We start from the raw sequence: 24536 nt of genomic DNA, 5'->3' as shown, positions 1-24536 counted from the left end.
GGGTTCGGCATTCTGAGAGGTGAGAGCAATGAAAGGGAAGAAAAAAGGAAAAAGAGGCGTTTCTTTGGCGAAGCTCATTCGGGGTTTTTCTCTTGTGGAGCTCATTGTTGTGCTGACGATCATGGCGATTATTGCGGCGCTTTGTGCACCGAATATTGCCGCATACGTTCAGGCTGCAAAAATACAGAACTATCAGACTGCGCTGGATAATCTGGTGGGCGAGGTGCAGACCCAGCTCCCCCAGAGCCGGTATTGGAACTGGCAGGAAGTGCAGGAGAATGCCGAGGCGATTCTGCGGTCGGATGCGGCGCGGGGGGTAAAAGATGTTAGTACCGAAATGGGCGCAGCAGCAAATCAGAAAATTTATGAAATCACCAATGCAAGTACGGATTCGAATATTGTGTATTACTTCACACTGGAATATGAAAATGTTTCTTCTGGCACTAGTCAGGAAGTGAAAATCTCGGCGAATTGTGATGGATATAATGCGGTTACAGCTGATGAGACTTGTGATGTGTTGTTGAAGACGAATTATGCGGATTCGGCGGATTATCCGCTTATCACACAGACAGTAACCTCGACAGAAATTAATGGATGGAAGGGTCTGGAGGAGAGAGTAAAGTCTTATTCTGATTGGGAAGGTTGGCTTGCTGATCCTGATAATAGTGATAATGATTTTAGATATGATGCAACGTTTCCGGATCATTATAAAGTTGATAGCACAATTGTTATCAATACAACTGATTACGCATGCAATAGTGTTAAATTTATTCAATTTCGATTGGATTATTACTGTAAACTTTGGACAGAGAATCTCTACGGCGAAGGTAACTGGGATGAGGAAAAAAATTGTTGGAAACAAATTGCAAAAGGAAACTATGCTTTCCCAAATGTGGATGTAAATGATGGCTTGGGGACAGGTGAACAATATGACGCTTCAAAAGCAAAAGACAGTTATAATCCTCATAATGTATACATCTACATTGGCGATAATACTGATAAGGATTGCCTGAATTACATTAGTTATGATGCATATGGTGATGAAGTCTATGATAATGATATTGACATGGCGGCACATGGATGGATTAAGTATAGTGTAATCTTTTCCGATGCTGACGGAACATTTCAGGAGTATAGTGACCCTAATTCAGATGGGGCGAAAGCTGTTGAAGCTTTTAAAGAAAAATATGATAACGTGATTTCTGTGGCTGATGATGGAACTTTGTCGAATAATACAGAGATAACATATCGTGTTATATTAAAGAATGGTTCAAAAGATTCAAGTAGAGGTTGGATTGTTGTTACTGGTTGGAATGCAGGGGATAATTTGCAAGTAGCATATCCTGAAGAGGATAGCGTCTCCATATATGTGGACAACGGAACTGTTCCTTCTGATTTGTCAACAATATTATATAAGCATGAAGTTTTCAACTGGATGGACTCTGAATGGCTTACCGGTGCAAAACCAGGTGAGAAATTATATCGACAGGTTTTGTATTTGGATTTTGAGAAATGCGGTTATTCTGTTGGAGATGAATTGGCGATTACTTTAAGTAATGTAGATGCAGATGCAGTTATTAGCAATTTTAAGAAACCAGAATATGCATGGGTATATTATGCTGTCTCCAATACAGCAAAAGCCAATAATGACACCAGTAGTTTTCAATATCCAGATTATACATACAATAAAATAGACGATAATACAGTTCAAGTAGTTTTTGAATTAAGTTGGGATTTGTACCCTTTTATGCGACTTAGTTATGGTGGAGCATTGGGCGAGCTGGGTGCAACAATTTCCATTAATCTGAATCGAACCTCTAATATTACCTCTACATTGATAACAGAATCCTACCTTCCCATGCTCACCATCAACGGCAACAATAATTACACAAATATCACATTAGACTGGACAAAGTGTGACTATATCAGTGCTTCAAACATAAAAGAAAAAGACGTAACTTACGGAATGGGCATTAATTTTAATAAGGCTTTGAACTATGTGGTCTATGACAAAGATTACAAGATTGTCAAATATAACGGTCTTTCCTCTAACACACAAGAGTTTTATTTAACATACTGCGATGGCTGGGATGGCACTGATGGTATTGTCAACCAGGACAGACTGATTCATTTGTACTGCGAGGGCGTTAATGCAAACGATGTGATCTGTGAGATTTTGAATGCGCCAGAACCGCCGGAAACAGCTGAAACAACAACTGTAACCACCACACCAACAACGACAACCACTACCACTGCAGTTCCTGTTACCGAAACCAGTTCCACAACAGAATCCTCCTTCGTTTCGTCTGAAACTTCTGAGGTTACCACAGTTTCTACTGTCACAACGGAATCCAGTGTTGTTGTGCCAGATGTAACGGAATCGAGCCTGACAGAAGAAACAACAGCAGAGACTGTTGAAACAACGCTCAGTACTTCTGAAACGGAAGAATCTACGACTGAGGAGACAACATATACTGTTTCCTTGGATGAAGAAAGCGCAAAGGTTTGCCGATTGATTCCTGATAAGGTAAGTGGAAGTGCTTATTATTTCACTATTGAGCCGCTTTCAGGTTATAAATTTGATGATTCTGTCACGGTTTATGCAAACTATGATAAGTATGGAAAACAGTATCCGTGTCCTGGAAGTGTATCTGATGGATGGTATGTCACATTAAGTGAGAATGTTTCTCTTCACGTTGAAGGTATTGTTCCAGTTGAAGAAACAACAAGCGATACGACATCGACATCTGCTATTGAAACAACTACTACCACTTCTACCACTACCACAACAACTACCACTGAGACAACATCCACAGCGACAACAACAGAAACAACGACTACAATCACGACGATTGAAACGACATCTACAACAACTGAAAGTATAACAGATGTGAATTCAGCAGTGCTGACCATTGAAAACTTTTCATTTAATCAGGAGTATGATATCTCTCCTTATTTCTATGCAAATGAAAATGAATCACGAATTCCCAGCAAGATTGAGGTTACTGTTTCAGATGCAACAGATATGAATACTGGATTTAACTTCTATATGTTGATAAGTGGTTCATTCAATTGCCGATACAGTGAATACCATAGTTGGAATAGCACTGGAGACTTTAAAACTTATTTTACAAGTGACAATAATGCAGATATAGCAACAATTTCTTTTGTACTTTCTACAGACAATGATGTTAATCATATAATTTCCTTTGCTGATGCCAAAATAAAATTCTACAATTATTATGCTAGCGATGTGTGGAATAACATCAAAATTGAATCTGTTCGATTTGTATATGATGTTTCGATGGATACTATGATGCTCCAGGATTCAGATGTTACAGTATATACGTCTACAGATTTTATTGGTCCAATTAAGTCGAATGGGACAAAGCCAAATGCAGCAGTGACAACCCTAACAACTACAACAACAAGGATTATAACCACGACTACTACCACCACAACGACAACTACAACAGCCAACCCCGTCGCCGCCAGCGAAAACGGCTTCAACGTAGGACTTGACGCAGAAAGCGCCGAGATGTGTACCATCACTTTCGCCTCTCCATTGTTCAATGACAGCGGTGTGTGCTACTTTACCATTACTCCGAAGGAAGGCTACACACTGTCTGAGAATTACACCGTGAAAGTCGGTACCGTTAAGCTGCAACGCGCCGGTAACTATTCCACAAAATCCGATCAGTGGTACTTCTGGAAGTCCAGCGGACTCACAGACTATACCATTCATGTAGACGGCGTTACCGCCGATACTGCATCATAACGCAAAAAAATCCCGTTCCCGGAATCGCACCGTGGAACGGGATTTTTATGTAACTTTTATCAGAATCCGCACACTCGCAGGTACAGATCTGCAAGGGGCTCGCCGCAGAACACCGCTGCTGCAATGCCCAGGGAGAGATACGGCCCAAAGGCGAATTTAGAATCGCCTGTGCGCATTTTGTGTGCCATGCCAAAAATACAGCCCAGGATCAGTCCCAGGAACAATGCAATTACCACCGCTTTTGCGCCGAGAAATAAACCAGCCGCAAGCATCAGATATGCATCCCCACGTCCCATAGCACGTTCGTCGGAGAGAAGCACCAGTGCGATCAGCGGTACAAATGTGATAACAGCACCGATTCCGTGGGAAAGCCATGTGCCCCTGCCGGTGATCACATCGTAAATGGTAATGCCGATACCCAACAGCCCGATGAAACCAATGACATATAAGTTAATGAGCTGCGTGTCCAGATCCATGAAAAAAACCACCAGCAGCGCCGAGAACAACAGACACACCAGAATCGCCAGAATGGGCTGTTCGAATGGATCAAACCAGGCAAAGACCAAGACGTACAGCACAGCATTCAGACTTTCCACCAGCGTATAGCGAAAAGGAATCTTTGCACCGCAGCTGCGGCATTTTCCGCGAAGCCTGCACCAGCTGAAAATGGGGATCAAATCCCGCTTCTGAATGGGCGTACCGCAGGTCATACAGTGGGAATTCTGCTTCCAGAGCGATTCTTCTTTTGGCAGACGGTAGATGCATACATTCAGAAAACTGCCGATGGCGGCGCCGAATGCAAATATGACACAGTATAATATGACATAGCAATAGTAATACATGTTCTGTTCCTCCAGATGATTTGTCATTTTTATTGTAGCATATTTTGAATTCTTTTGTCAAGAATGGTGCTGTTTTTGTTGTACCATAGCCTTTTCCTGATACGAATCTCTGACCAAACCCATGAAAATCTTCACCGCCATCCACTCGCTGCTCGTCGTCAAACGCCCTTGCCAGGCGACAGCCAGCCAGTCTGCGGACGTTTTCTTTGATCAGCGAATGTCTGTCGGCAAATCTTTTCATGGAACTGATCAGAGATTCGTATGAATCAGAAATGTTTTCGATATTGTTCCATGTTTGTCATGGAGGAGGCACATTTTCTTAATAATCAAAAGTGCGTCTATCTACTTGAATTAAAAACCTACTATTTTGCTTTGCTATTAAAAGAAAAAGTGCGATTTTAATCGTGACAAAATGCCCGGAAAGCGTGTGCAGTTAATTTGAAGCTCAAATTTTCAATTTTTACTTTGCAATGGATGCTGAAAAAAGAAAAAACCTTAAATTACACGGTTGTTGCTGCATTCTATTGACTATAAAGCAGCTTTATGGTTTATAATGTTATCACACAAGAGGGAAGGACAAAAGAATATGACTTTCTGTTCAGACCGGTCAACAGAAAATTGTATTACTTGTGGATCTGTTTCAGAAGTATAGATTCAGATTGTCTGATATCTCTGTGAACCATATGAAACTGCGTGAAGTCATGGGAGTTTCATAGCAATGTGGTTAAAATTGGTGACTAAAGATGAGGAGGAGTTTGTTATGACAGCTTCACAAGCAATGGAAACTTTGAGCAACCTGGGTGCAGCTGATAAAGTGACATATATCAGCAATTCCATATTTATCTTTTTATGTGCAGTACTGGTGTTCAGTATGCAGGCAGGCTTCGCCATGCTGGAGACTGGTATGACCCGTTCGAAAAACACGTCGAATATTTGGCTGAAAAATCTGATGGATTTTTGCGTGGGTGTTGCCGTTTACTTCCTGCTGGGCTTTGGCTTGCAGTACGGTGATGATTTCCATGGACTGTTCGGCGCGAATGGTTTCCTGAATCCTTTTAATGCAGAAATGGGCATCTGGTCCAGCTGCGTAGATCTCATGATCAATCCCTATGTATATTTCTTCTTCCAGCTGGCATTCTGCGGTGCTACTGCAACCATCATTTCCGGTGCAGTTGCAGAGCGTTTCAAGTTCAACAGCTATCTGATCATTTCGGCATGCATGACAGGTATTGCCTATCCTATTGCAAGCCACTGGATCTGGGGCGGCGGCTGGCTGTCCAGCCTGGGCTTTGTTGACTTTGCCGGCACACTGGCAGTTCACGGTATCGGCGGTATTGCCGCACTGGTTTGCGCCGCAATGGTTGGTCCGCGTATCGGCAAATACAACAAGGACGGTTCGTCTAACGTTATCAAGGGCCATAACGAATCCCTGTTTGGTCTGGGTGCGATCTTCCTGTGGTTCGGCTGGTATGGCTTCAACCCGGGCTCTGAACTGGGCTTCGATGATGCAGCTGCATATGCAGCCATTACTTCTACCATTGCCGGCGGTGTGGGCGGTCTTGCAGGTCTGTTCTGCTCCTGGATTGTGGATAAGAAACCCAGTGTCGATGCAGCCTATAATGGTATGCTTGCCGGTCTGGTTGCAATTTGTACTACAGCAAATACCCAGGCACCCTGGTCAACTGCGATCATTGCCATCGTGGCAGCATGTGTGGTTTATTTCGCAGCAAAGCTTGTGGATCAGAAGCTGCACATCGACGATGCCTGCGGCGCAGGTTCCCTGCACTTCATCAGCGGTATCTTTGGTGTCCTTGCCCCTGGTATCTTCGGCGCAACGGCTGGCTTCAAGCAATTCGGCATCCAGCTGTTGGGTGAGGTTTGCGTCTTTGCCTTTGTCTTTGCAGTAATCGGTCTGGCTTGTGTCATTCTGAAGCACACCATTGGCGTGCGTGTTTCCGATGAAGATCAGCTTCTGGGTATGGATATCAGCGAGCATAATACCTATGCTTATGATTATCTGGAAGAAAACTATGAGGAAGCAACCCATGAGCATCAAGGTGTTGCGCAGGGCGTGACTGCATAAAGTCATTTGATCTGACAATTCCAAAATCCATGATAAAAGCAATTCGGGAGACCCCGTCTGTATCCAGTAAATACAGGCGGGGTTTCTCTGTTTTCATAAGATAATTATATATAGAGTCCGATTTAATTTTTTTGCTAACCATTGTAATTTGAAATGAGATTCGACAGATGACTTTTCATTTGCTGTTATTTCATAAAATGGTTGACAATTCATCTATGAAGTGGTAAAATAAAAGCAAGATGAGGTGAGGAAATCTCATCGAATGGGAATCATTTTTTACAGAAATGACAAATCAAGTGAAGGAGGAATTCTTATGAAGAAAAGAAAGGTATTCTCATTTTTGACCGCCGCAGTCATGGCAATGGCTGCATTACCGATGTCTGCTGTCAGTGCTGAGGGGGAGTTTGCACTGGGTGACGTGGACATGGATGGGATCATTACTGGTCACGATTCTGCTATGGTTTCCCGGATGCTGAACGTTGATCCGGATATGCTGACAGAGGAACAGGCGAAGCTTGCTGATGTTAATGCGGACGGCGTAGTAGACCAGACCGATCTGGAATGGATTCATGAAAACGAAGTTTATGGGATTGCAGATATATTCAAGGTTGGCGACAGCCGTACAGATGTTTATGCATCTTATGTGGCACTTTGTTATTATGCAAGGGCATCGGTTGGGAAGCCGGTCGAAATTGTTAAGGAAGATTCTCCCGGACTGCACCCGGAACTGGAAAAAGGCTATAAGCTCTATACCGGGGATTATGAGGAGCAAAAAGAAGAATTGGAGAAGTATTCTTCCAAGGGCTACTTGTTGATTAATTACGATAAGCCGGAGGAATATGACAATCCGGATTTCTGGAATATTGTCAAATTCAGTGTATATACGGATTCTATCAGCGAATTGAACTATAATCTCATTGACAGCAATGGCGATGGCAAAATTGACCCGGATGATGCCTTTGCATCTCTTGTTTCCTATGCGAGAACACAGGTGGGATATAGTAAGTTCTTTGAAGAGGGTCGCTACGACCTGGATGCAGATTGGGCTGCAGCTGACCAACAAGAAGGAATGTACGTAGAAGAGTAAAACATATCTATGACACGGCAGGACATTTGTGTATGATATAACAGACGCCGGTATCTTCGGATGCCGGCGTTTCTGTATTGACATTCCCGTGAGAATCCGGTATAATGAACAAAAATGAACATGCTCAAAGGAGGATCTTCCATGAAATCCATTTATACTTGTCCGCACTGCGGCGCAAAATCTTTCAATCCCTGGAAAAAAGCATTTGCCGGGGGGCTGCATACCAAGGGAAAGGTCTGTCTGAACTGCGGTCAGCACTGCGTCAACGGAACTGCTTCGATGGTTTTTTCTGCAGTGGTGTACATTGCTGCCCTGATCGTTGTGCTGTACGTTTACTTTAAGGGAAATTCCATCTGGGACTATGCCTTTATGCTGGGTGCAGTTGCGGCAGCTTATGTGATTTCACGGCTTTTCGATGCTTTTTTTGGACCGCTGGTGAAACCCATCCGGAATGACGTGCTGAGCTGATGCAAGCCGGATTGTATGTGCATGTGCCCTTTTGCCTGCGGAAATGTCCCTATTGTAATTTCTATTCCGTACCGGCAAAACCGGAACTGCTGGCGGCTTATACCGAAGCTGTCTGCCGCAATCTGCGTGCTTATGGGACTGATGTTGCCATAGATACGATATATTTTGGCGGCGGTACACCGTCCCTGCTGTCCCCGGAACAAATCGGGCGTATTCTGGATACGGCAGCAGAACAGTTTTCCCTGTCTGCACATGCGGAAGTGACTCTGGAGGCAAATCCTGCCACTGTCACAGGGGAACAGCTGCAACAACTGCGGCGGCAGGGCGTCAATCGGCTTTCTTTGGGTGTACAATCACTGGATGCCGGGCAGTTACAGCGCCTAGGACGATTGCACACGGCACAGAATGCCATAGAAACGGTGGCACAAGCGGCGGCAGCTGGGTTTGAGAATATTTCCTGTGACCTGATGCTGGCGCTGCCGGGACAGACAGCGGCAGAACTAGAACAGACCATCCGGCAGCTGACGGCATTGCCCATTGTCCATGTGTCGGCGTATTTATTAAAGATAGAACCTGGCACGCCCTTTGCCTTGCAGCACGTGGCGGAAAGCTGCCCCGATGAGGACACGGCGGCGGATCTCTATCTGCAAACTGTGGCGCTGCTGGAACAGGCAGGCTTCTTGCAGTACGAGATCTCCAATTTTGCGAAGCCGGGTTTTGAAAGTCGGCATAACTGTAAATACTGGCATTGTGAACCGTATCTGGGTATTGGTCCTTCGGCGCATTCCTGCTGGAATGGCACCAGATTTTCCGTGCCGCCGTCGGTGGAGGCATTTTTGCAGGCACCTGTGCAGGAGACAGAGTTGGAGGATGCCCAGCCTTGTACCCCGGAGGAACAGATCATGCTGGGGATGCGCCTGACAGAGGGCGTTCCGGCGGCATGGCTGGGGGAAAAGATGCCATTGGCAGAACGATTCTGCCAGATGGGATTTTTATGGAAAAGGGGAGAATGCATTGCCTTTACGCCAAAGGGTTTTCTGGTATCCAATACGATTCTGGCGGAACTATTGTAGTATCTGCTGTATAGTAGGGGCGAACTTTGTTCGCCCGTTTTGTTGTTTAGTAAGTCACATTCAGAAGATTTTTTTCAAAAAAGCTTGTAATTCCCTGAAAAATATAGTATAATGAAAGTATATATTGATTTGAAAAGGAGTTTTCACGATTATGTATCAGAATATGATGGACACCATTGGATTTGTTTCACAGGCTGACCCGGAGATCGGTGCAGTGATGCAGGAAGAACTGGGACGTCAGCGCCGCAATCTGGAGCTGATCGCCAGCGAAAACCTGGTTTCTCCGGCAGTGATGGCGGCTATGGGATCGGTACTCACCAACAAGTACGCCGAAGGTCTGCCGCACAAGCGGTATTACGGTGGTTGTGAGTATGTGGACGTGGTGGAAGAAATCGCCATTGACCGTGCCAAGAAGCTGTTCGGTGCAAACTTTGCCAATGTACAGCCCCACTCCGGCGCACAGGCAAATACTGCGGTATACTTTGCACTGCTCCAGCCGGGCGATACCGTTATGGGCATGAGCTTGGCACACGGCGGTCACCTGACCCACGGTTCTCCTGTGAACATTTCCGGTAAGTATTTCAACTTCGTACCCTATGAACTGGGTGACGATGAATTCATCGACTATGACAGAGCACAGGCACTGGCAGAGGAAGTAAAGCCGAAGCTGATCGTTGCCGGCGCAAGTGCATATCCCCGTATCATTGATTTCGAGCGTCTGTCCAAGATCGCAAAGTCTGTAGGTGCTTATCTCATGGTAGATATGGCACACATTGCCGGTCTGGTTGCAGCTGGTGTACATCCCTCTCCAGTTCCCTATGCGGACATTACTACTACCACCACCCATAAGACCCTCCGTGGTCCGAGAGGCGGTCTGATCCTGACCAATGACGAAGAACTGGCAAAGAAAATCAACAAGGCAGTGTTCCCGGGCACACAGGGCGGTCCGCTCATGCACGTAATCGCTGCAAAGGCAGTCTGCTTCGGCGAGGCTCTGAAACCGGAGTTCAAAACCTACGGCGAAACTGTTGTTGCCAATGCCGCTGCATTGGCAGACGGTCTGGTAAAGCGTGGATTCCGTCTTGTTTCCGGTGGTACGGACAACCACCTCATGCTGGTAGATCTGCGTCCCTTCGGCGATCTGACCGGTAAGGAATTCGAGCACCGTCTGGACGAAGTGTTCATCACTGTCAATAAGAACGCTATCCCTAACGATCCCCAGAAGCCGTTTGTTACCAGCGGTATCCGTGTAGGTACACCGGCAGTTACCACTCGTGGTCTGAAGCCGGATGATATGGAAGTGATCGCTGAGGCAATGTATCTGGCTGCTTCTGACTTTGAGAATAAGGCGGACGAGATTCGTGCAAGCGTCAACGCACTGTGCGAGAAATATCCGCTGTATCAGTAAGTGATGCATACCCCTCTTGCCGATGCCATTCGTCCTCATACGCTGGATGACGTTGTGGGACAACGCCAGTTGCTGGCACCGGGAAAACCCCTGCGGCGGATCATTGAAAGCGGAAAAGTGCCCAATATGATCTTTTACGGACCATCCGGCGTAGGGAAAACCACCGTTGCCCGGATCATTGCGGACAGTACTTCTATGACGCTCCATAAGCTCAACGGTACGTCTGCTTCTACGGCAGATATTCGTGATGTCGTGGCAGAAGTGGGGACTTTTTCCGGCATGAATGGCATACTGCTCTATCTGGATGAAATTCAGTATTTCAACAAAAAGCAGCAGCAGCTTCTGCTGGAATATATGGAAAACGGGCAGATCACCCTTATTGCATCTACCACAGAAAATCCCTATTTTGCCGTATATAATGCCCTCATCAGCCGTTCGACGGTGTTTGAGTTCAAGTCGGTGCCGCCGGAAGAACTGGAACGTGCCGTGGCGAGAGGCTTTCACTGTATGGAAGAGCAGCTGGGGGAAGAAATTCACCTGGCAGAGGGTGTCTGCGGCTGGATTGCACGAGGCTGCGGCGGTGATGTGCGCAAAGCCATGAACACTGTGGAACTCATTGTGCTTTCCGGAGAACATACGGACAGCGGAATCGTGGTTTCCGAAGAACTGGCAAAGGAACTGACCCAGCGCAGCAATATGCGCTATGACAGGGACAATGACCAGCACTATGACCTGCTGTCTGCACTGCAAAAATCCATTCGCGGTTCTGATGAAAATGCTGCACTGCACTATGCGGCACGGCTTCTGAAAGCCGATGACCTACTGTCGGTCTGCCGGCGGCTCCTTGTCATTGCCGCAGAGGATGTGGGACTTGCCTATCCTCAGGCGATTGTGATTACAAAAGCCTGTGTGGACAGCGCTTTGCAGTTGGGGTTGCCCGAAGCACGTATTCCCATCGGGGAAGCCGTTGTGCTCCTTGCCACGTCGCCAAAGTCCAATAGTGCCTACGAAGCCATCAATCAGGCTATGGCGGACGTGGAAGAATACGGCGCACCAGATTTTCCAAGGCATTTGCAAAATAAACACTTCGATGGTGCTGAAGCGTCTGTACGCGGACAGCACTATCGCTATCCCCATGATTATCCCAACCACTATGTCAAGCAACAGTATCTGCCTGATATCCTGAAAGATAAGGTGTATTACAAATTTGGCGACAACCGGCAGGAACAGGCTGCGGCGGCTTATCGGGAAAAGATCCTGCGGGAGGACGAGACTTGACAGGATGGCGCTGCCTGCCGCATCAGGTTGGCACACAGATATTCCAGTGCCACATCGTATAGCCCGGTAGGACGTGTCTCTCTCCCTACCAGATCATTTGCAAAGACAATGGTCTGCTCCAGGTTTTCGGAAAAGTCCGCGATGTCTTGTATTTCGCCGCTGCGCATGTCCTCCAGCATAACACCATATGTTGGTGTTTCTGTCTTTCCCTGTACAACACTTCCGGCAGTGACACGATAGATCACACGGTTGCTGCCATAGACCTCCATGTACACAATGGCATTTTCTGGGCGGCGAGCTTGCTGTCGTTTTGTCTTCATCATCATTGAAACCCCTTTCTATAAATGATTCTATATGTTTCGATGAGATAAGATAAGCATAGCATATTTTCAGCAAAATGAAAAGACTGAAAAACCACGTATTTTGTCTGGATTCCATGCTTTTCCACGAAGAAAGGAATCTGCTTCATAAATGTGCCTTAATACGTTAAAAAACGACAAGGCTCTTGTGATTTTGCCGATTCCGTGATGGTTTCATACAGAAATCTTTGGCGGAAATGCGACTAGACGAAACCTTGGGATGTTGTTATAATAGAGAAACATGAATTTCAGTGAAACGTACGCCGCAGACGGACAGAGAAGCTCCGACGGATACGCTTCGAAAGGAGTTTCTCTATGACGAAAGATATGACAGTGGGCAGACCCCTTGGTCTGATCCTCCGCTTCTGTGGTCCCATGGTGTTTGGCAATATTTTGCAGCAGCTGTACAGCATGGTAGATACGGTAATTGTCGGACGTTATCTTGGCTCCAATGCCCTGGCAGGTGTCGGCGCAACTGGTGCCATCAGCTTTCTGGTGATTGGATTCGCCATGGGCATCTGTACCGGACTCTCCATTCCAGTGGCGCAGGCATTCGGTGCCGGTGACCATAGAAGTATGCGCAAATATATTGCAAACGCATATTATCTCAGCGGAATCATTGCAGTGCTGCTTACCATTGTGACTATGTTTGCCACAGGTGCTATTCTGCACTGGATGAAAACGCCGTCTGATATCTACCAGTACGCCTATGACTATATTATTGTGATCTTCGGGGGTATTATCACCTCTGTTATTTACAATCTGCTGGCGGCAATGCTGCGCGCAGTGGGCGACAGCAAGTCTCCCATTCTGTTTCTGGCAGTGGCGTCTATTCTGAATATTATTCTGGATCTGATTTTTCTCATCGTCCTGAAAACCGGCGTTGCCGGCGCAGGCTATGCAACTGTCATCTCCCAGGGGATCTCTGGCATTCTCTGCCTGTTTTATCTGTATCGGAAATTTGAGGTCATGCGCTTTCAGCCCGGTGAAATGAAACTGGAACTGAAGCGGTGTGGGCGGCTGCTTTCCATCGGTCTGCCCATGGCGCTGCAGTTTTCCATTACCGCCATTGGCTCTATTATTCTGCAAACTTCCGTGAATACACTGGGCTCTGTTGCAGTAACCAGCGTGACTGCTGCGCAGAAGATTGCCTCCATTGTGATGGGACCTCTGGAGTCCCTGGGTATCACCATGGCAACCTATTGCGGTCAGAATCTCGGCGCCGGTCAGTTCTATCGTATCCGCGACGGCATCCGTATCAGTTTGCGTGTTTCTATGGTGTACTGTGTTTTCTCTATTTTGTTTCTTTGTTTTCTTGGAAAGTATACGGCATATCTGTTTCTCGATCCGTCAGAAACAGAAGTCATCGGGTTGGCGGTGCGGTATATGCGCCTGAATGCCATGTTCTTCCCGGTGCTGGGGCTGCTCTTCATCCTGCGGAATTCTCTCCAGGGTATGGGATACAGCCTGATGCCAATGATGGCAGGCGTCAGCGAATTGGCTGCACGCACACTGGTGTGCTTTTTGTTTGTGCCGGTCTTTGGCTATACGGCAGCGGCAATGGCAAGTCCGGTGGCGTGGCTTTTCGCAGATGCGCTGCTGATCTCTGTATACTTCCTGGATATGCGTAAATTAAAACGTCGGCTTGTTCCGGTACATCCGGTTTAACCGATCAGCAACCCTTCCCTTTAAGAAAGGACAACAGTTATGAAGAAATTGATTTCCATGGTAAGTGCATTTGCCCTTACCGCAGCCATGTTTTTGCCCCAGTCTCTGACCGCTTCTGCTGCCGGTACAATGGATACACTGCCGTATACCCTGCGGTTTGTGCCAGAACGAAATTTTGTTTCCGCAGAAGAAGTAGCAAACGGCGATGTTGTCATTACCGCTTCTGTCTATATCACTGGCAGCACTGCCAATACTTTTGGCGCAGCAACTGTGAAATTTGACAGCGACAGCAGGCATGTTTATTTTCAGAACATGGTGACCGGTGATAACGGCAGCCGTCTGGACGAAGAAAAGACCTATGAGAGCAGCCAGGGGAGCTTTACCACTGATCTGGTTCCGTACTGTTTCGGTTCGCTTCAGGGAAAGAACAACCGTTATTCCAGCGGAAGTCCGACTTTTACCACCCGGGAATTTGCGTGTGATCCCATTTTTGGCTCCACATTGTACAGTACCGGTGACGGCAGCGTAAAATTCAGTGCTTCCTATTATGAGGGAATTGACAAAGACGGCGATGGTATTCTGGAGCGAGACGAAGAAAAGGGAAAGGTCAGCAATACTTTTGTGTGTCCGGTTACGCAGAATGCAGACGGAAGCGGCACATATTCCTTTGAGTACATTGATCAGAAAAGCTTTTTGACCTTACAAATGTCGGCGACGATTCCTCGCTATGATGCCACACTGCCGGAAGGGTCCTTGATCCCTGATTCCTGCAATAGTGTATTGTGGCTTGCTGGTACTTCACAGCTTTCCAGCGGTGCATCTTTCTTCGGCGATACGTCTGATGAATTCCCGCTGTTCCAGGTGGACATTGTCATTGAACAAGGCACACCCTGCGGCATTTATAACATCGACTTTAATGATGTGGTAGATCCGACAACTGGCGTGCCCTGTCAGCTGACCAGTGCCACACAGAAGAATTATCCTTTGGAAAAGCTGGGGACTTCCATTGCCGTTGGTGTGGAAAGTGCAAGTGTTACTAGTGCAGAACAAGATGAAGCGGTATTTTACACTTCCTATGATGTACATGACATTCGGGCTACGGACTTTTCGGATTCTATCCTCGCTGATGTGACCTATTCGGAAATCGATGAGACCACTGGTGCGCAGAAGACGGAAGCGAATGTGGACATCACTCGTTTGGTGGACTGCTACGGTGTAACACCGAAACAGCTTTTTGACAGTCAGGCACAGAACGGATATTATTCCTCTCCCAATGCGCCACTTTACTTCAACGGAAAAGTGCTGACATGGAAAGATACCGGAAACTCTGTCACTCAGAATATTATGATAGGTAAAAAAGGCGATCTCAACTATGACGGCAATGTAGATGCATCTGATGCCTATGAGGCGCTGCTCTACTATGCAAAGTGTTCAGTTGGTGCAGGCGCAAAGCTGTACAACGGTACATCCACAGATCCTCATATGGAAGATCTGACCTTCTTCCTGGCGGATATTGATACGTGCTCTAAGATAGGGGCAACGGATTCCTGTACGGTAAACGGCGATGATGCATATCACATTCTGATGTATTATGCAACTGAATCTGTCGGCGGCAGCATTGCATGGGATAAATTCATAAAGTAAGTTTCAGAATCAAATAAAAGAAAAACGCAGGCATTTTTTGTGTAATGTCTGCGTTTTTATCTTGCGTTTTTTTAACAGCAGTTCAGACCTCATAAAAAATCCTCCCGGAACTGTACGAACAGCAGCCGGGAGGATTTGTATGATATAGCAAATGGTTTACTTGCAATTACAGTGCAGCAATAACCTCAACTTCAACCAGAACGCCCTTGGGCAGATCGGCCACACCAACGCAGCTTCTTGCGGGCTTTGCATCACCCAGAGCTTCTGCATAGACTTCGTTGAATGCACCGAAATCCCGTGCTACATTCTTGAGAAAACAGGTAGTCTTAACGACCTTGTCAAAGCTTGTTCCGGCAGCTTTCAGAACAGCTTTCAGATTTTCCATGACCTGCTTGGACTGACCGACGATGTCAGTGGCTTCTACGGTACCAGTTGCCGGGTTAATGGCAATCTGACCAGAGGTGTAGAGCATGTTGCCGATCTTAACAGCCTGAGAATAGGGACCGATGGCATCCGGTGCATTTTTGGTGTAAATGGTTTCCATAGTAAAGACTTCCTTTCGTGGAATAAAAGTATTGGTAGAAGCCTCCCCTGAAAGGGGAGGGGAACCATAGCACAGCAATGGTGGAGGGATTCTGCTAATGTTTTAAGGATTAGTCTACGAGATGAAATCCCTCTTTCATCAGTGCGCTGCGGATCTCCTGAATATGGGCATAATCTCTCGTCTCCATGGTAATACGCAGGAAACAGCCGTTGACATCGCTGCCCTCGTTGGCACGTTCGTGGTGGATGGAGATAACATTACCGCCCATATCTGCGATGATCCGGGAAACATCCCGGAGCTGTCCCGGCTTGTCCAGAAGTTCAATGTTCAGCATACAAGTTCTGCCGGACATGAGCAGACCGCGCTTAATGACACGGGAAAGAATGGTCACGTCAATGTTACCACCGGAGACCAAGCAGACCACTTTTTTGCCTTCCACCGGTACTTTGTGGAACATTGCCGCCGCTACGGATGCCGCACCGGCACCCTCAGCAATGAGCTTCTGCTTTTCGATAAGTGCCAGGATGGCAGCGGAAATCTCATCGTCTGTGACTGTGACAATCTCGTCCACATACTGCTTAACATACTCGAAGGTATGAGGTCCCGGTTCCTTTACGGCAATGCCGTCTGCAATGGTGGAAACGGAGTCCAGACAGGTGATCTTGTCGTCGTGGATAGACTTGTACATGCTGGGCGCACCGCTTGCCTGTACACCGTATACCTTGATATTGGGGTTCAGATTCTTGATGGCAAATGCCACGCCAGAGATCAGACCGCCGCCGCCGATGGGTACGATAACTGCGTCAATATCCGGCATCTGGTCGAGGATCTCCAGTCCAATGGTGCCCTGACCGGCAATGACATTTTCGTTGTCAAAGGGGTGCACAAAGGTATAGTTGTGCTCCTTTTGCAGTTCCACTGCCTTGTTGAAGGCGTCGTCGTAAACGCCCTTGACCATGCAAACCTCTGCGCCGTAGCTTTTCGTAGCCTCTACCTTGGAAATAGGTGCACCGTCCGGCAGACAGATGAGTGCTTTCATATTGTTCTTGGCAGCAGCCAGTGCCACACCCTGGGCGTGGTTACCGGCGGAACAAGCAATAACGCCACGTTCCTTTTCCTCCGGCGTCAGCTGGGACATCATGTAATAAGCACCGCGTACCTTAAAGGAACCGGTGACCTGTAAATTTTCAGTTTTCAGATAAAGCTCACTGTCCGGGCAGAGCTTCGGCGCTTGGATCAGATCCGTTTTGCGGATAACACTGCGCAGCACATGGCTTGCCTGATAGATTTTATCCAGAGTCAACATGGATAAGACTTCCTTTCGTTTTACAATATCATTTGTACTGTGTCAGCAGCTGGTCTACCAGCTGTCTTGCCGCACGGGCACTTCTGCCGCTTTTTTGTAGTACAAACTGTTCTGCCCGGGCATCCAGTTCCTGCTGGCTCATATGGAGACCTGCCTGCTGTGCCAGTGCGTGGACGATTTCCAGGTACAGATCTTTCTGGGGACGGCTGTAGGTAATGGTAATGCCGAACCGTTCCGACAGGGAAATGCGTTCCTGAACAGTATCATTGGAATGTTTGTCGCTGCCGTCGTCGAAGGTTTCCTTTACCAGATGGCGGCGGTTGCTGGTGGCATAGATGACCGTGTTTTTCATCCGTGCAGCAATGCTGCCCTCCAGCGTAGCTTTCAGCGTGCCGAAGTTCGGGTCGTCCTCTGAGAATGTCAAGTCGTCAATGAACAGGATGAATTTCAGCGGATTTTTGCACAGATGATCCATGATCTGGGGAATGTAGCACAGCTGATCCTTGTTCAGTTCAATCAGCCGCAGGCCATCATTCTTGAATGCATTGGCAATTGCCTTGACTGTGGCAGATTTTCCCGTTCCGGCATCTCCGGAGAGGAGTACGTTGGAGGCATATTTTCCATCCAGCAGCGCCTTTGTATTTTCCACCACGATGCTGCGCTCCCGTTCGTAGCCCACCATGTTATCCAGGGAGATGGGATCGGGATACTGTACCGGAATCAGATCGCCGCCTACACCCACGGTAAACATATGATGACGTGCATAAATGCCATAGCCATGGCGTTCGATATTCGCCACACGCTTGGAGTACATGGCATCCAGATCCGTCTTGTGCGTCTGCCAGCTGGGCAGGGGAATGTTGGTCTGCATTTCCGCCTGCATCTGTGCTGGGGAGAGCATGGCAATTCTGCCCAGCAGTTTCAGTTCCGTGTGGAGACAAGCCTCCATATTGGGGGAAATAGGTTCGCCGGCACCGGCACGCTGTACATAGACATTTTCATGCTCCAGGACGATCTGTTCCAGATAGCTTGTCAGGTCGTCCTGCTGTTCGTACAGTGCCGCAGTCATGGCGCTGTAAAATCGGATCTGCGCCGGTGTATTGCCGGAATCTGTGTGACAGAACTGCATCAGTGCACGAATCACCGGATCGTGCTGAAGACTGCGAAAGATCACAAGGGCGTCTAGTCCATATCCGATTTCTTCTCTTGGAGTCATAAGGGTCATCTCTTTCGTAATTTATAAATTGGCTGTATGGCGTTTTATTACAACAGTTCGATGATCTTTTCAGTACATTCTGTGCAGGATAGGGGTGTGACACCCTCGCCAGCCAGATCAGCAGTACGGTAGCCAGCGTTCAGATAAGCGTCTACAGCGTCTTCAATTGCCTGTGCTTCGTCCATGAGGTCGAAGGAATACCGCAGCATCATAGCCGCAGAGAGAATGGTTGCAATGGGGTTCGCCTTGTTCTGTCCGGCAATATCCGGTGCAGAGCCGTGGATCGGCTCATACATACCACGCTTGGTGGAACCCAGGGAAGCAGACGGCAACATACCGATAGAGCCGGTGATCTGCGATGCCTCGTCGGACAGGATGTCGCCGAACATGTTAGAAGTAACTACTACGTCGAACTGTCTCGGATTCTTTACCAGCTGCATTGCCGCATTGTCCACTAGCATATCCGTCAGGGTAACATCGGGATACTCCTTTGCAACCTCGTGAACCACTTCACGCCACAGGCGGGAGCTTTCCAGCACATTTGCCTTGTCGATGCTGATCACATTCTGATTGCGCTTTTGTGCCGTCTCAAAGGCAACACGTGCAATGCGCTCGATCTCCATTCTGCTGTAGCACTCGGTGTCATAGGCTTCTTCGCCGTACTTGCCTTCCCGTCTGCCGCGTTCGCCGAAATAAATACCGCCGGTCAGTTCACGCACCATCATGATATCGAAGCCCTTTGCCACGATATCTTCCCGAAGCGGGCAGTCGCCTTTCAGAGCCGGATACAGCTTTGCCGGGCGCAGGTTGGTAAACAGTCCCAATGCTTCCCGGATGCCCAGCAGCGCCTTTTCCGGACGCAGGTGGGGCGGCATGGAATCCCACTTGTTGTGACCAACAGCACCGCCCACAGCGCCCAGCAGAACGCTGTCGCTTGCGAGACAGCCGTCAATGGTTTCCTGGGGCAGGGGAACACCTGTGGCATCAATGGCACAGCCGCCGATGAGATAGGGTGTGCAGTGGAAGGTATGGCCGAACTTTTCGCCGATCTTCTGGAGAACAGCAACTGCGCTGTCTACGATCTCCGGGCCGATGCCATCGCCGCGGAGTAATGCAATGTTAAAATTCATGAGAATTGCTCCTTTGTGTTCAGATTAGCGGAGAAAAAGCGTTTGTTCCGCAAATACTTCTTTATTATACATCAAATCAAAGGGAATTACAAGGTTTTTGATAAAAAATCTGGTAAACAAAATATTCTCCGATTTTCGTTGTTGGGGTATTTGCTGAGAAATTGACAGATTTCGGGTGGTATGGTATAATTAGCATGATACAAATCGGAATAAATAGGTGAAAGCGTTATGTTTATTGTTGAAGAAGTTACCCCAAAAGATAAAGAATTATATAAAAAGATTGCTGGACATTCCTATTTTGAGGGTTTATCAAAATGGTGTGTTGATCGAAATAATGACATTTTTATAGTTTGTATCGGCAAGCACGGAATAGAAACTCCTGTTTTTTTCATATGTGTTTCAAAGGTCATTTATTTGAGTTTTATATCCCTGAACCTGATATTCTATACGGAAATGCTCCAGTAGTCCATGTTGAACTGCCTGAAATTTTGACGAAGAAATGTTCAATGATTGAAGTCGCAATTAAGAGCGCTTTTCGTGAAACGAATGGAATGACCAATTACGGAGGTTTACCCAAAAGTATCGACGATCACATCTTTGAATTCAATTGCAAATAACAATGGATGAGGAGGATATCCATGAAAAAATGGTATGATGAAGAATATGAATTTGAAATTGAGGTGGTAGGTTTTCTGCGTGGTGACCATACAGAGCGCTACTGCCGTAATGGTGAAGAAATCGGGGACAAGTACCACTGTACTTATGGCTGTCCTGTAAACGATAGTGGATATGGTATTTGCAGTAAAACAATGATGCTATTGTATCCTCTTATGGAAGCGATCAGAAGCGGCGGCGATCTGGAAAACCTCGGCGGTGATGGAAAATACAGCAAGAATATTGTATGTCCTGATGGCTGTGTCATGTTTCGTCTGACCGCAACGCCTCTTGGAAACGAAAATTTCCACAAGGGCGGCTATTGGAAAGAACCGGAATAAATTCTGAATTTGCAATATAACAGCAAAAGAGCTGCTGCACCGTGATAGTGTTGGTGCAGCAGCTCCTTTTTTTTAAATTTATACCAATAGCAGCTTTCCTTTTATTGTTTTACTTCACCGCACCACTCTTGATAGACTCAATCAGTCCACCATTTGCAATAATCGTCTGAATAAACGCCGGGAAGGGTGCCACGTGGAATTCCTTTCCGTTTGTCACGTCACGGATCACGCCGTTGTCCAGATCAGCTTCCACAGTGTCGCCCTCGTTGATGGCATCCACAGCCTCCGGGCACTCCACAATGGCAAGCCCGATATTGATGGAGTTGCGGTAGAAAATTCTTGCAAAGCTTTTGGCGATAACCAGTGCAATGCCGCTTTCCTTAATGGCAATGGGTGCATGTTCCCGGGAGGAACCGCAGCCGAAATTCTCGCCGCCCACCATGATATCGCCGGGCTTCACACGGCTGGTGAATGTGGTATCCAGATCCTCCATGCAGTGGGAGGCAAGCTCTTTCTTGTCGATGGTGTTCAGATAACGTGCCGGGATAATAACATCCGTGTCCACGTTGTCGCCGTATTTGATAACAGTTCCGTTCAATTGCATGTTACAGTACCTCCTTCGGGGAAACGATCTTGCCGGCAATGGCACTTGCTGCAGCTACCGCAGGACTAGCCAGATATACTTCCGATTCCGGATGTCCCATACGTCCCACAAAGTTCCGGTTTGTGGTGGAAACAGCACGCTCTCCGGCAGCCAGAATGCCCATATGACCGCCCAGGCACGGACCGCAGGTAGGTGTGGAGACGACGCAGCCTGCCTCAATGAAATCTTTCAGCAGACCATTTTCCATTGCCTTGAGGTAGATTGCCTGTGTTGCCGGAATGATAATGGCACGGACATTTTTTGCCACCTTCTTGCCCCGGATGATAGAAGCAGCTTCCTCGATATCCTTGTAGAAACCGTTGGTGCAGGAGCCGATGACTACCTGGTCGATCTTCACATCGCCCACTTCATCAATGGTACGTGTGTTGCCTGGCAGATGGGGGAATGCAACGGTGGACTTGATCTCAGACAGGTCGATTTCGATGACCTCGTCATAGACTGCGTCCTCGTCTGCTTTGTAGATAACAGGCTTGCGGTCGCTGTGCTCTGCCACGAAAGCAAGTGTCTGCTCGTCTACTTCAAAGATACCATTCTTTGCACCGGCTTCAATTGCCATGTTGGTCATTGTGAGACGGTCGCTCATGGTTAGCGAAGCCACGCCCGGACCTGTGAATTCCATAGAACGATAGAGTGCACCGTCTACGCCGATTTTGCCGATAATGTGGAGGATGACATCCTTGCCGGAGATGTACGGATTCAGCTCGCCTTTCAGAACAAATTTGATTGCTGACGGCACCTTGAACCATGCCTTGCCGATTGCCATGCCGCATGCCATATCGGTGGAGCCGACACCGGTAGAGAATGCGCCCAGTGCGCCGTATGTACAGGTGTGGGAGTCAGCGCCGATCACTACATCACCGGAGACAACCAATCCTTTTTCCGGAAGCAGGGCATGCTCGATGCCCATCTGTCCTACATCGTAGAAGTGAGTGATTTCCTGTTCGCCGCAGAAATCACGGCACATTTTGCACTGTGTCGCAGCTTTGATGTCTTTGTTGGGGGCAAAGTGATCCATAACCATGGTCACCTTTTCCTTGTCGAACACTTTGTCAGTGCCCAGCTTGTTGAATTCCCGGATGGCTACTGGGGAAGTGATATCGTTGCCCAGAACCCGGTCTAAATTCACCAGGATCAATTGACCGGCTTCGACGCAATCCAGTCCGGCATGTGCCGCAAGGATCTTCTGTGTCATTGTCATACCCATGGGTAAAATTCCTCCTTATTCATCTTAATCCATCTGATTGATAATCGCACCCTTATCCGCAGACGAAACCATCTTGGAATACCGCTTCAGATAACCAGTGAGATTCTCCTTGGTCTGGATCTTAGTAGTCTTTTTGCGCTCTGCCAGTTCCGCATCGGAAACTTCCAGTGTAATGCTGTAATTCGGGATGTCAATGGAGATAATATCGCCGTCCTGGACATAGGCAATGGTACCGCCGTTGACAGCTTCCGGGGAAACGTGACCGATCGCTGCACCACGTGTTGCACCGGAGAAGCGGCCGTCTGTGATCAGTGCCACATCCTTGTCCAGACCCATGCCGGCAATTGCCGAGGTGGGGGAGAGCATTTCACGCATACCCGGGCCGCCGGCAGGACCTTCATAGCGGATGACAACCACATCGCCCTTGACGATCTTGCCGCCCTTGATCGCGACAATAGCCTCTTCCTCGCTGTTGAATACCTTTGCAGGGCCGCTGTGTACCAGCATTTCCGGTGCAACGGCACTTCTCTTGACCACGCATCTGTTTGGAGCAAGATTGCCCTTGAGGACAGCAATGCCGCCGGTTTCGCTGTACGGCTGGTCAATGGGACGGATGATATCATGGTTTTTGTTGAGACATCCCTGGATATTCTCGCCCAGCGTTTTGCCGGTAACCGTCATCACATCTGTGTGGATCAGGTTTTTCTTGGTCAGTTCATTCAGAACGGCATATACGCCGCCGGCTTCGTTGAGGTCTTCCATATAAGCATGACCTGCTGGAGCCAGATGGCAGATATTCGGAGTTCTTGCGCTGATCTCATTGACCATGTCCAGATCGATCTTGATGCCGCATTCGTTGGCAATTGCCGGAATGTGCAGCATGCTGTTGGTAGAACAGCCCAGTGCCATATCTGCGGTCAGAGCATTCTCAAATGCCTCAGCTGTCAGGATATCTCTGGGGCGGATATTTTTGCGGTACAGTTCCATAACAGCCATACCAGCCTGCTTTGCCAGCTTGATTCTCTCGGAATAAACTGCCGGAATGGTGCCATTGCCCTTGAGACCCATGCCCAGCACTTCTGTCAGACAGTTCATGGAGTTTGCAGTGTACATGCCGGAGCAGGAACCGCAGGTGGGGCAAGCCTTGTTTTCGAATTCCTCAACATCTTCCAGAGTGAACTTGCCGGCAGCATAGGAGCCCACAGCTTCAAACATGCTGGACAGACTGGTCTTGCTGCCCTTGACATGACCGGCAAGCATGGGGCCGCCGCTGACAAAGACAGTGGGGACATTGACTCTTGCCGCAGCCATGAGCAGACCCGGTACATTCTTGTCGCAGTTGGGGATCATGACCAGTGCGTCAAAGTGGTGTGCCAGTGCCATACACTCTGTGGAATCGGCAATGAGATCACGTGTGACCAGGGAATATTTCATGCCCACGTGACCCATAGCAATGCCGTCACAAACTGCGATTGCCGGGAATACTACCGGCGTACCGCCAGCCATAGCGACCCCCATTTTGACCGCATCTACGATCTTGTCAATGTTCATATGACCCGGTACGATCTCGTTATAGGAAGAAACGATGCCTACCAGAGGACGTTCCATTTCTTCCTTGGTCATTCCCAGTGCGTTGAACAGGGAACGTTGCGGCGCTTTGTCCACGCCGTCACAGTAAAAATTATGATCCATTTTGATTACCTCTTATAGTTGGATTTCAGATTTATTTTGTTTTAGGCAATACCGCACAAAGATTGTACGTCAGATGCGCCGTCAGATTTTTCGTCAG

Annotated in this window: 20 protein-coding genes; 11 read left to right on the top strand and 9 right to left on the bottom strand. The window is 47.8% G+C overall.

What is annotated here, in order from left to right:
• Positions 1-28 precede the first annotated feature (28 nt).
• Entirely contained in the window at positions 29-3778 is a 3750-nt protein-coding gene (locus tag Q0418_RS09745) for a type II secretion system protein (protein WP_298483943.1), read from the top strand.
• A 59-nt stretch (positions 3779-3837) separates the two neighbouring features.
• Here Q0418_RS09745 and Q0418_RS09740 read toward each other — a convergent pair whose 3' ends face one another.
• A complete protein-coding gene (locus Q0418_RS09740) occupies positions 3838-4620 on the bottom strand; it encodes an A24 family peptidase (protein ID WP_298483942.1) in 783 nt (260 codons plus the stop codon).
• 760 nt (positions 4621-5380) lie between these two features.
• On the opposite strand from Q0418_RS09740, the gene Q0418_RS09735 reads away from it, so the two are divergent.
• The 6 genes from Q0418_RS09735 (at position 5381) to Q0418_RS09710 (ending at position 12017) form a co-directional block, all read left to right on the top strand.
• Positions 5381-6703 carry an ammonium transporter gene (locus Q0418_RS09735; protein ID WP_298483941.1) on the top strand — a complete coding sequence of 441 codons (1323 nt, stop codon included), beginning with the start codon at positions 5381-5383 and terminating at the stop codon, positions 6701-6703.
• A gap of 313 nt (positions 6704-7016) precedes the next feature.
• Positions 7017-7790 (top strand): dockerin type I repeat-containing protein, encoded by a 774-nt coding sequence (locus tag Q0418_RS09730; protein ID WP_298483940.1) that lies wholly within the window; start codon positions 7017-7019, stop codon positions 7788-7790.
• 141 nt (positions 7791-7931) lie between these two features.
• A complete protein-coding gene (locus tag Q0418_RS09725; protein WP_298483939.1) occupies positions 7932-8258 on the top strand; it encodes a hypothetical protein in 327 nt (108 codons plus the stop codon).
• Positions 8258-9331 carry a radical SAM family heme chaperone HemW gene (hemW, locus tag Q0418_RS09720; RefSeq protein WP_298483938.1) on the top strand — a complete coding sequence of 358 codons (1074 nt, stop codon included), beginning with the start codon at positions 8258-8260 and terminating at the stop codon, positions 9329-9331. The genes Q0418_RS09725 and hemW overlap by 1 nt, the downstream gene beginning before the upstream one ends.
• A gap of 151 nt (positions 9332-9482) precedes the next feature.
• Complete coding sequence (glyA, locus tag Q0418_RS09715; protein WP_298483937.1) at positions 9483-10739, top strand: serine hydroxymethyltransferase; 1257 nt, start codon at positions 9483-9485, stop codon at positions 10737-10739.
• A gap of 3 nt (positions 10740-10742) precedes the next feature.
• Entirely contained in the window at positions 10743-12017 is a 1275-nt protein-coding gene (locus Q0418_RS09710; protein ID WP_298483960.1) for a replication-associated recombination protein A, read from the top strand.
• Here the strand turns inward: Q0418_RS09710 and Q0418_RS09705 are convergent.
• Positions 11981-12343, bottom strand: a complete 363-nt coding sequence (locus Q0418_RS09705) for a hypothetical protein (RefSeq protein WP_298483936.1) — start codon at positions 12341-12343, stop codon at positions 11981-11983. The two genes, Q0418_RS09710 and Q0418_RS09705, sit on opposite strands and share 37 nt — an antisense overlap.
• Before the next feature lie 348 nt (positions 12344-12691).
• On the opposite strand from Q0418_RS09705, the gene Q0418_RS09700 reads away from it, so the two are divergent.
• A complete protein-coding gene (locus tag Q0418_RS09700) occupies positions 12692-14044 on the top strand; it encodes an MATE family efflux transporter (RefSeq protein ID WP_298483935.1) in 1353 nt (450 codons plus the stop codon).
• Between the two features lie 39 nt (positions 14045-14083).
• Entirely contained in the window at positions 14084-15688 is a 1605-nt protein-coding gene (locus Q0418_RS09695) for a hypothetical protein (protein WP_298483934.1), read from the top strand.
• A gap of 166 nt (positions 15689-15854) precedes the next feature.
• Here the strand turns inward: Q0418_RS09695 and Q0418_RS09690 are convergent, their stop codons facing one another.
• The 4 genes from Q0418_RS09690 to leuB form a co-directional block, all read right to left on the bottom strand.
• Positions 15855-16232 carry a RidA family protein gene (locus tag Q0418_RS09690; protein WP_298483933.1) on the bottom strand — a complete coding sequence of 126 codons (378 nt, stop codon included), beginning with the start codon at positions 16230-16232 and terminating at the stop codon, positions 15855-15857.
• A gap of 109 nt (positions 16233-16341) precedes the next feature.
• On the bottom strand, positions 16342-17538 hold the full coding sequence (gene ilvA / locus Q0418_RS09685; RefSeq protein WP_298483932.1) for a threonine ammonia-lyase: 1197 nt from the start codon (positions 17536-17538) through the stop codon (positions 16342-16344).
• Positions 17539-17566: 28 nt separating this feature from the next.
• A complete protein-coding gene (locus tag Q0418_RS09680) occupies positions 17567-18754 on the bottom strand; it encodes an ATP-binding protein (RefSeq protein WP_298483931.1) in 1188 nt (395 codons plus the stop codon).
• Between the two features lie 47 nt (positions 18755-18801).
• Positions 18802-19884: a 3-isopropylmalate dehydrogenase gene (leuB, locus tag Q0418_RS09675; protein ID WP_298483930.1), complete on the bottom strand. Its 1083-nt coding sequence runs from the start codon at positions 19882-19884 to the stop codon at positions 18802-18804.
• A gap of 228 nt (positions 19885-20112) precedes the next feature.
• On the opposite strand from leuB, the gene Q0418_RS09670 reads away from it, so the two are divergent.
• Both Q0418_RS09670 and Q0418_RS09665 read left to right on the top strand, forming a co-directional pair.
• Entirely contained in the window at positions 20113-20349 is a 237-nt protein-coding gene (locus Q0418_RS09670) for a hypothetical protein (protein WP_298483929.1), read from the top strand.
• Between the two features lie 173 nt (positions 20350-20522).
• The gene (locus Q0418_RS09665) at positions 20523-20879 is read left to right on the top strand and encodes a TIGR04076 family protein (RefSeq protein WP_298483928.1); all 357 of its coding nucleotides are present in this window, start codon (positions 20523-20525) and stop codon (positions 20877-20879) included.
• A gap of 109 nt (positions 20880-20988) precedes the next feature.
• Here Q0418_RS09665 and leuD read toward each other — a convergent pair whose 3' ends face one another.
• The 3 genes from leuD to ilvD are packed head-to-tail and all read right to left on the bottom strand — an operon-like array spanning position 20989 to position 24439.
• A complete protein-coding gene (leuD, locus tag Q0418_RS09660; protein ID WP_298483927.1) occupies positions 20989-21483 on the bottom strand; it encodes a 3-isopropylmalate dehydratase small subunit in 495 nt (164 codons plus the stop codon).
• Between the two features lies 1 nt (position 21484).
• Positions 21485-22747, bottom strand: a complete 1263-nt coding sequence (leuC, locus tag Q0418_RS09655) for a 3-isopropylmalate dehydratase large subunit (protein WP_298483926.1) — start codon at positions 22745-22747, stop codon at positions 21485-21487.
• Between the two features lie 24 nt (positions 22748-22771).
• A complete protein-coding gene (gene ilvD, locus Q0418_RS09650) occupies positions 22772-24439 on the bottom strand; it encodes a dihydroxy-acid dehydratase (RefSeq protein WP_298483925.1) in 1668 nt (555 codons plus the stop codon).
• Between the last annotated feature and the right edge of the window lie 97 nt (positions 24440-24536).

This window comes from uncultured Ruminococcus sp., from assembly GCF_937915125.1.
In the GTDB taxonomy this organism is placed as follows: domain Bacteria; phylum Bacillota; class Clostridia; order Oscillospirales; family Ruminococcaceae; genus Ruminococcus_C.
Note: the sequence above shows the minus strand (reverse complement) of the source record. Positions and strands in the feature narration are given on the sequence as shown.

What these genes read in the sequence shown, in the direction of transcription:
- Q0418_RS09745 (WP_298483943.1), top strand. Translation starts at nt 29, where the DNA reads ATGAAAGGGAAGAAAAAAGGAAAAAGAGGCGTTTCTTTGGCGAAGCTC.
- Q0418_RS09740 (WP_298483942.1), bottom strand. Translation starts at nt 4,620, where the DNA reads ATGTATTACTATTGCTATGTCATATTATACTGTGTCATATTTGCATTC.
- Q0418_RS09735 (WP_298483941.1), top strand. Translation starts at nt 5,381, where the DNA reads ATGACAGCTTCACAAGCAATGGAAACTTTGAGCAACCTGGGTGCAGCT.
- Q0418_RS09730 (WP_298483940.1), top strand. Translation starts at nt 7,017, where the DNA reads ATGAAGAAAAGAAAGGTATTCTCATTTTTGACCGCCGCAGTCATGGCA.
- Q0418_RS09725 (WP_298483939.1), top strand. Translation starts at nt 7,932, where the DNA reads ATGAAATCCATTTATACTTGTCCGCACTGCGGCGCAAAATCTTTCAAT.
- hemW (WP_298483938.1), top strand. Translation starts at nt 8,258, where the DNA reads ATGCAAGCCGGATTGTATGTGCATGTGCCCTTTTGCCTGCGGAAATGT.
- glyA (WP_298483937.1), top strand. Translation starts at nt 9,483, where the DNA reads ATGTATCAGAATATGATGGACACCATTGGATTTGTTTCACAGGCTGAC.
- Q0418_RS09710 (WP_298483960.1), top strand. Translation starts at nt 10,743, where the DNA reads ATGCATACCCCTCTTGCCGATGCCATTCGTCCTCATACGCTGGATGAC.
- Q0418_RS09705 (WP_298483936.1), bottom strand. Translation starts at nt 12,343, where the DNA reads ATGATGATGAAGACAAAACGACAGCAAGCTCGCCGCCCAGAAAATGCC.
- Q0418_RS09700 (WP_298483935.1), top strand. Translation starts at nt 12,692, where the DNA reads ATGACGAAAGATATGACAGTGGGCAGACCCCTTGGTCTGATCCTCCGC.
- Q0418_RS09695 (WP_298483934.1), top strand. Translation starts at nt 14,084, where the DNA reads ATGAAGAAATTGATTTCCATGGTAAGTGCATTTGCCCTTACCGCAGCC.
- Q0418_RS09690 (WP_298483933.1), bottom strand. Translation starts at nt 16,232, where the DNA reads ATGGAAACCATTTACACCAAAAATGCACCGGATGCCATCGGTCCCTAT.
- ilvA (WP_298483932.1), bottom strand. Translation starts at nt 17,538, where the DNA reads ATGTTGACTCTGGATAAAATCTATCAGGCAAGCCATGTGCTGCGCAGT.
- Q0418_RS09680 (WP_298483931.1), bottom strand. Translation starts at nt 18,754, where the DNA reads ATGACTCCAAGAGAAGAAATCGGATATGGACTAGACGCCCTTGTGATC.
- leuB (WP_298483930.1), bottom strand. Translation starts at nt 19,884, where the DNA reads ATGAATTTTAACATTGCATTACTCCGCGGCGATGGCATCGGCCCGGAG.
- Q0418_RS09670 (WP_298483929.1), top strand. Translation starts at nt 20,113, where the DNA reads ATGTTTATTGTTGAAGAAGTTACCCCAAAAGATAAAGAATTATATAAA.
- Q0418_RS09665 (WP_298483928.1), top strand. Translation starts at nt 20,523, where the DNA reads ATGAAAAAATGGTATGATGAAGAATATGAATTTGAAATTGAGGTGGTA.
- leuD (WP_298483927.1), bottom strand. Translation starts at nt 21,483, where the DNA reads ATGCAATTGAACGGAACTGTTATCAAATACGGCGACAACGTGGACACG.
- leuC (WP_298483926.1), bottom strand. Translation starts at nt 22,747, where the DNA reads ATGGGTATGACAATGACACAGAAGATCCTTGCGGCACATGCCGGACTG.
- ilvD (WP_298483925.1), bottom strand. Translation starts at nt 24,439, where the DNA reads ATGGATCATAATTTTTACTGTGACGGCGTGGACAAAGCGCCGCAACGT.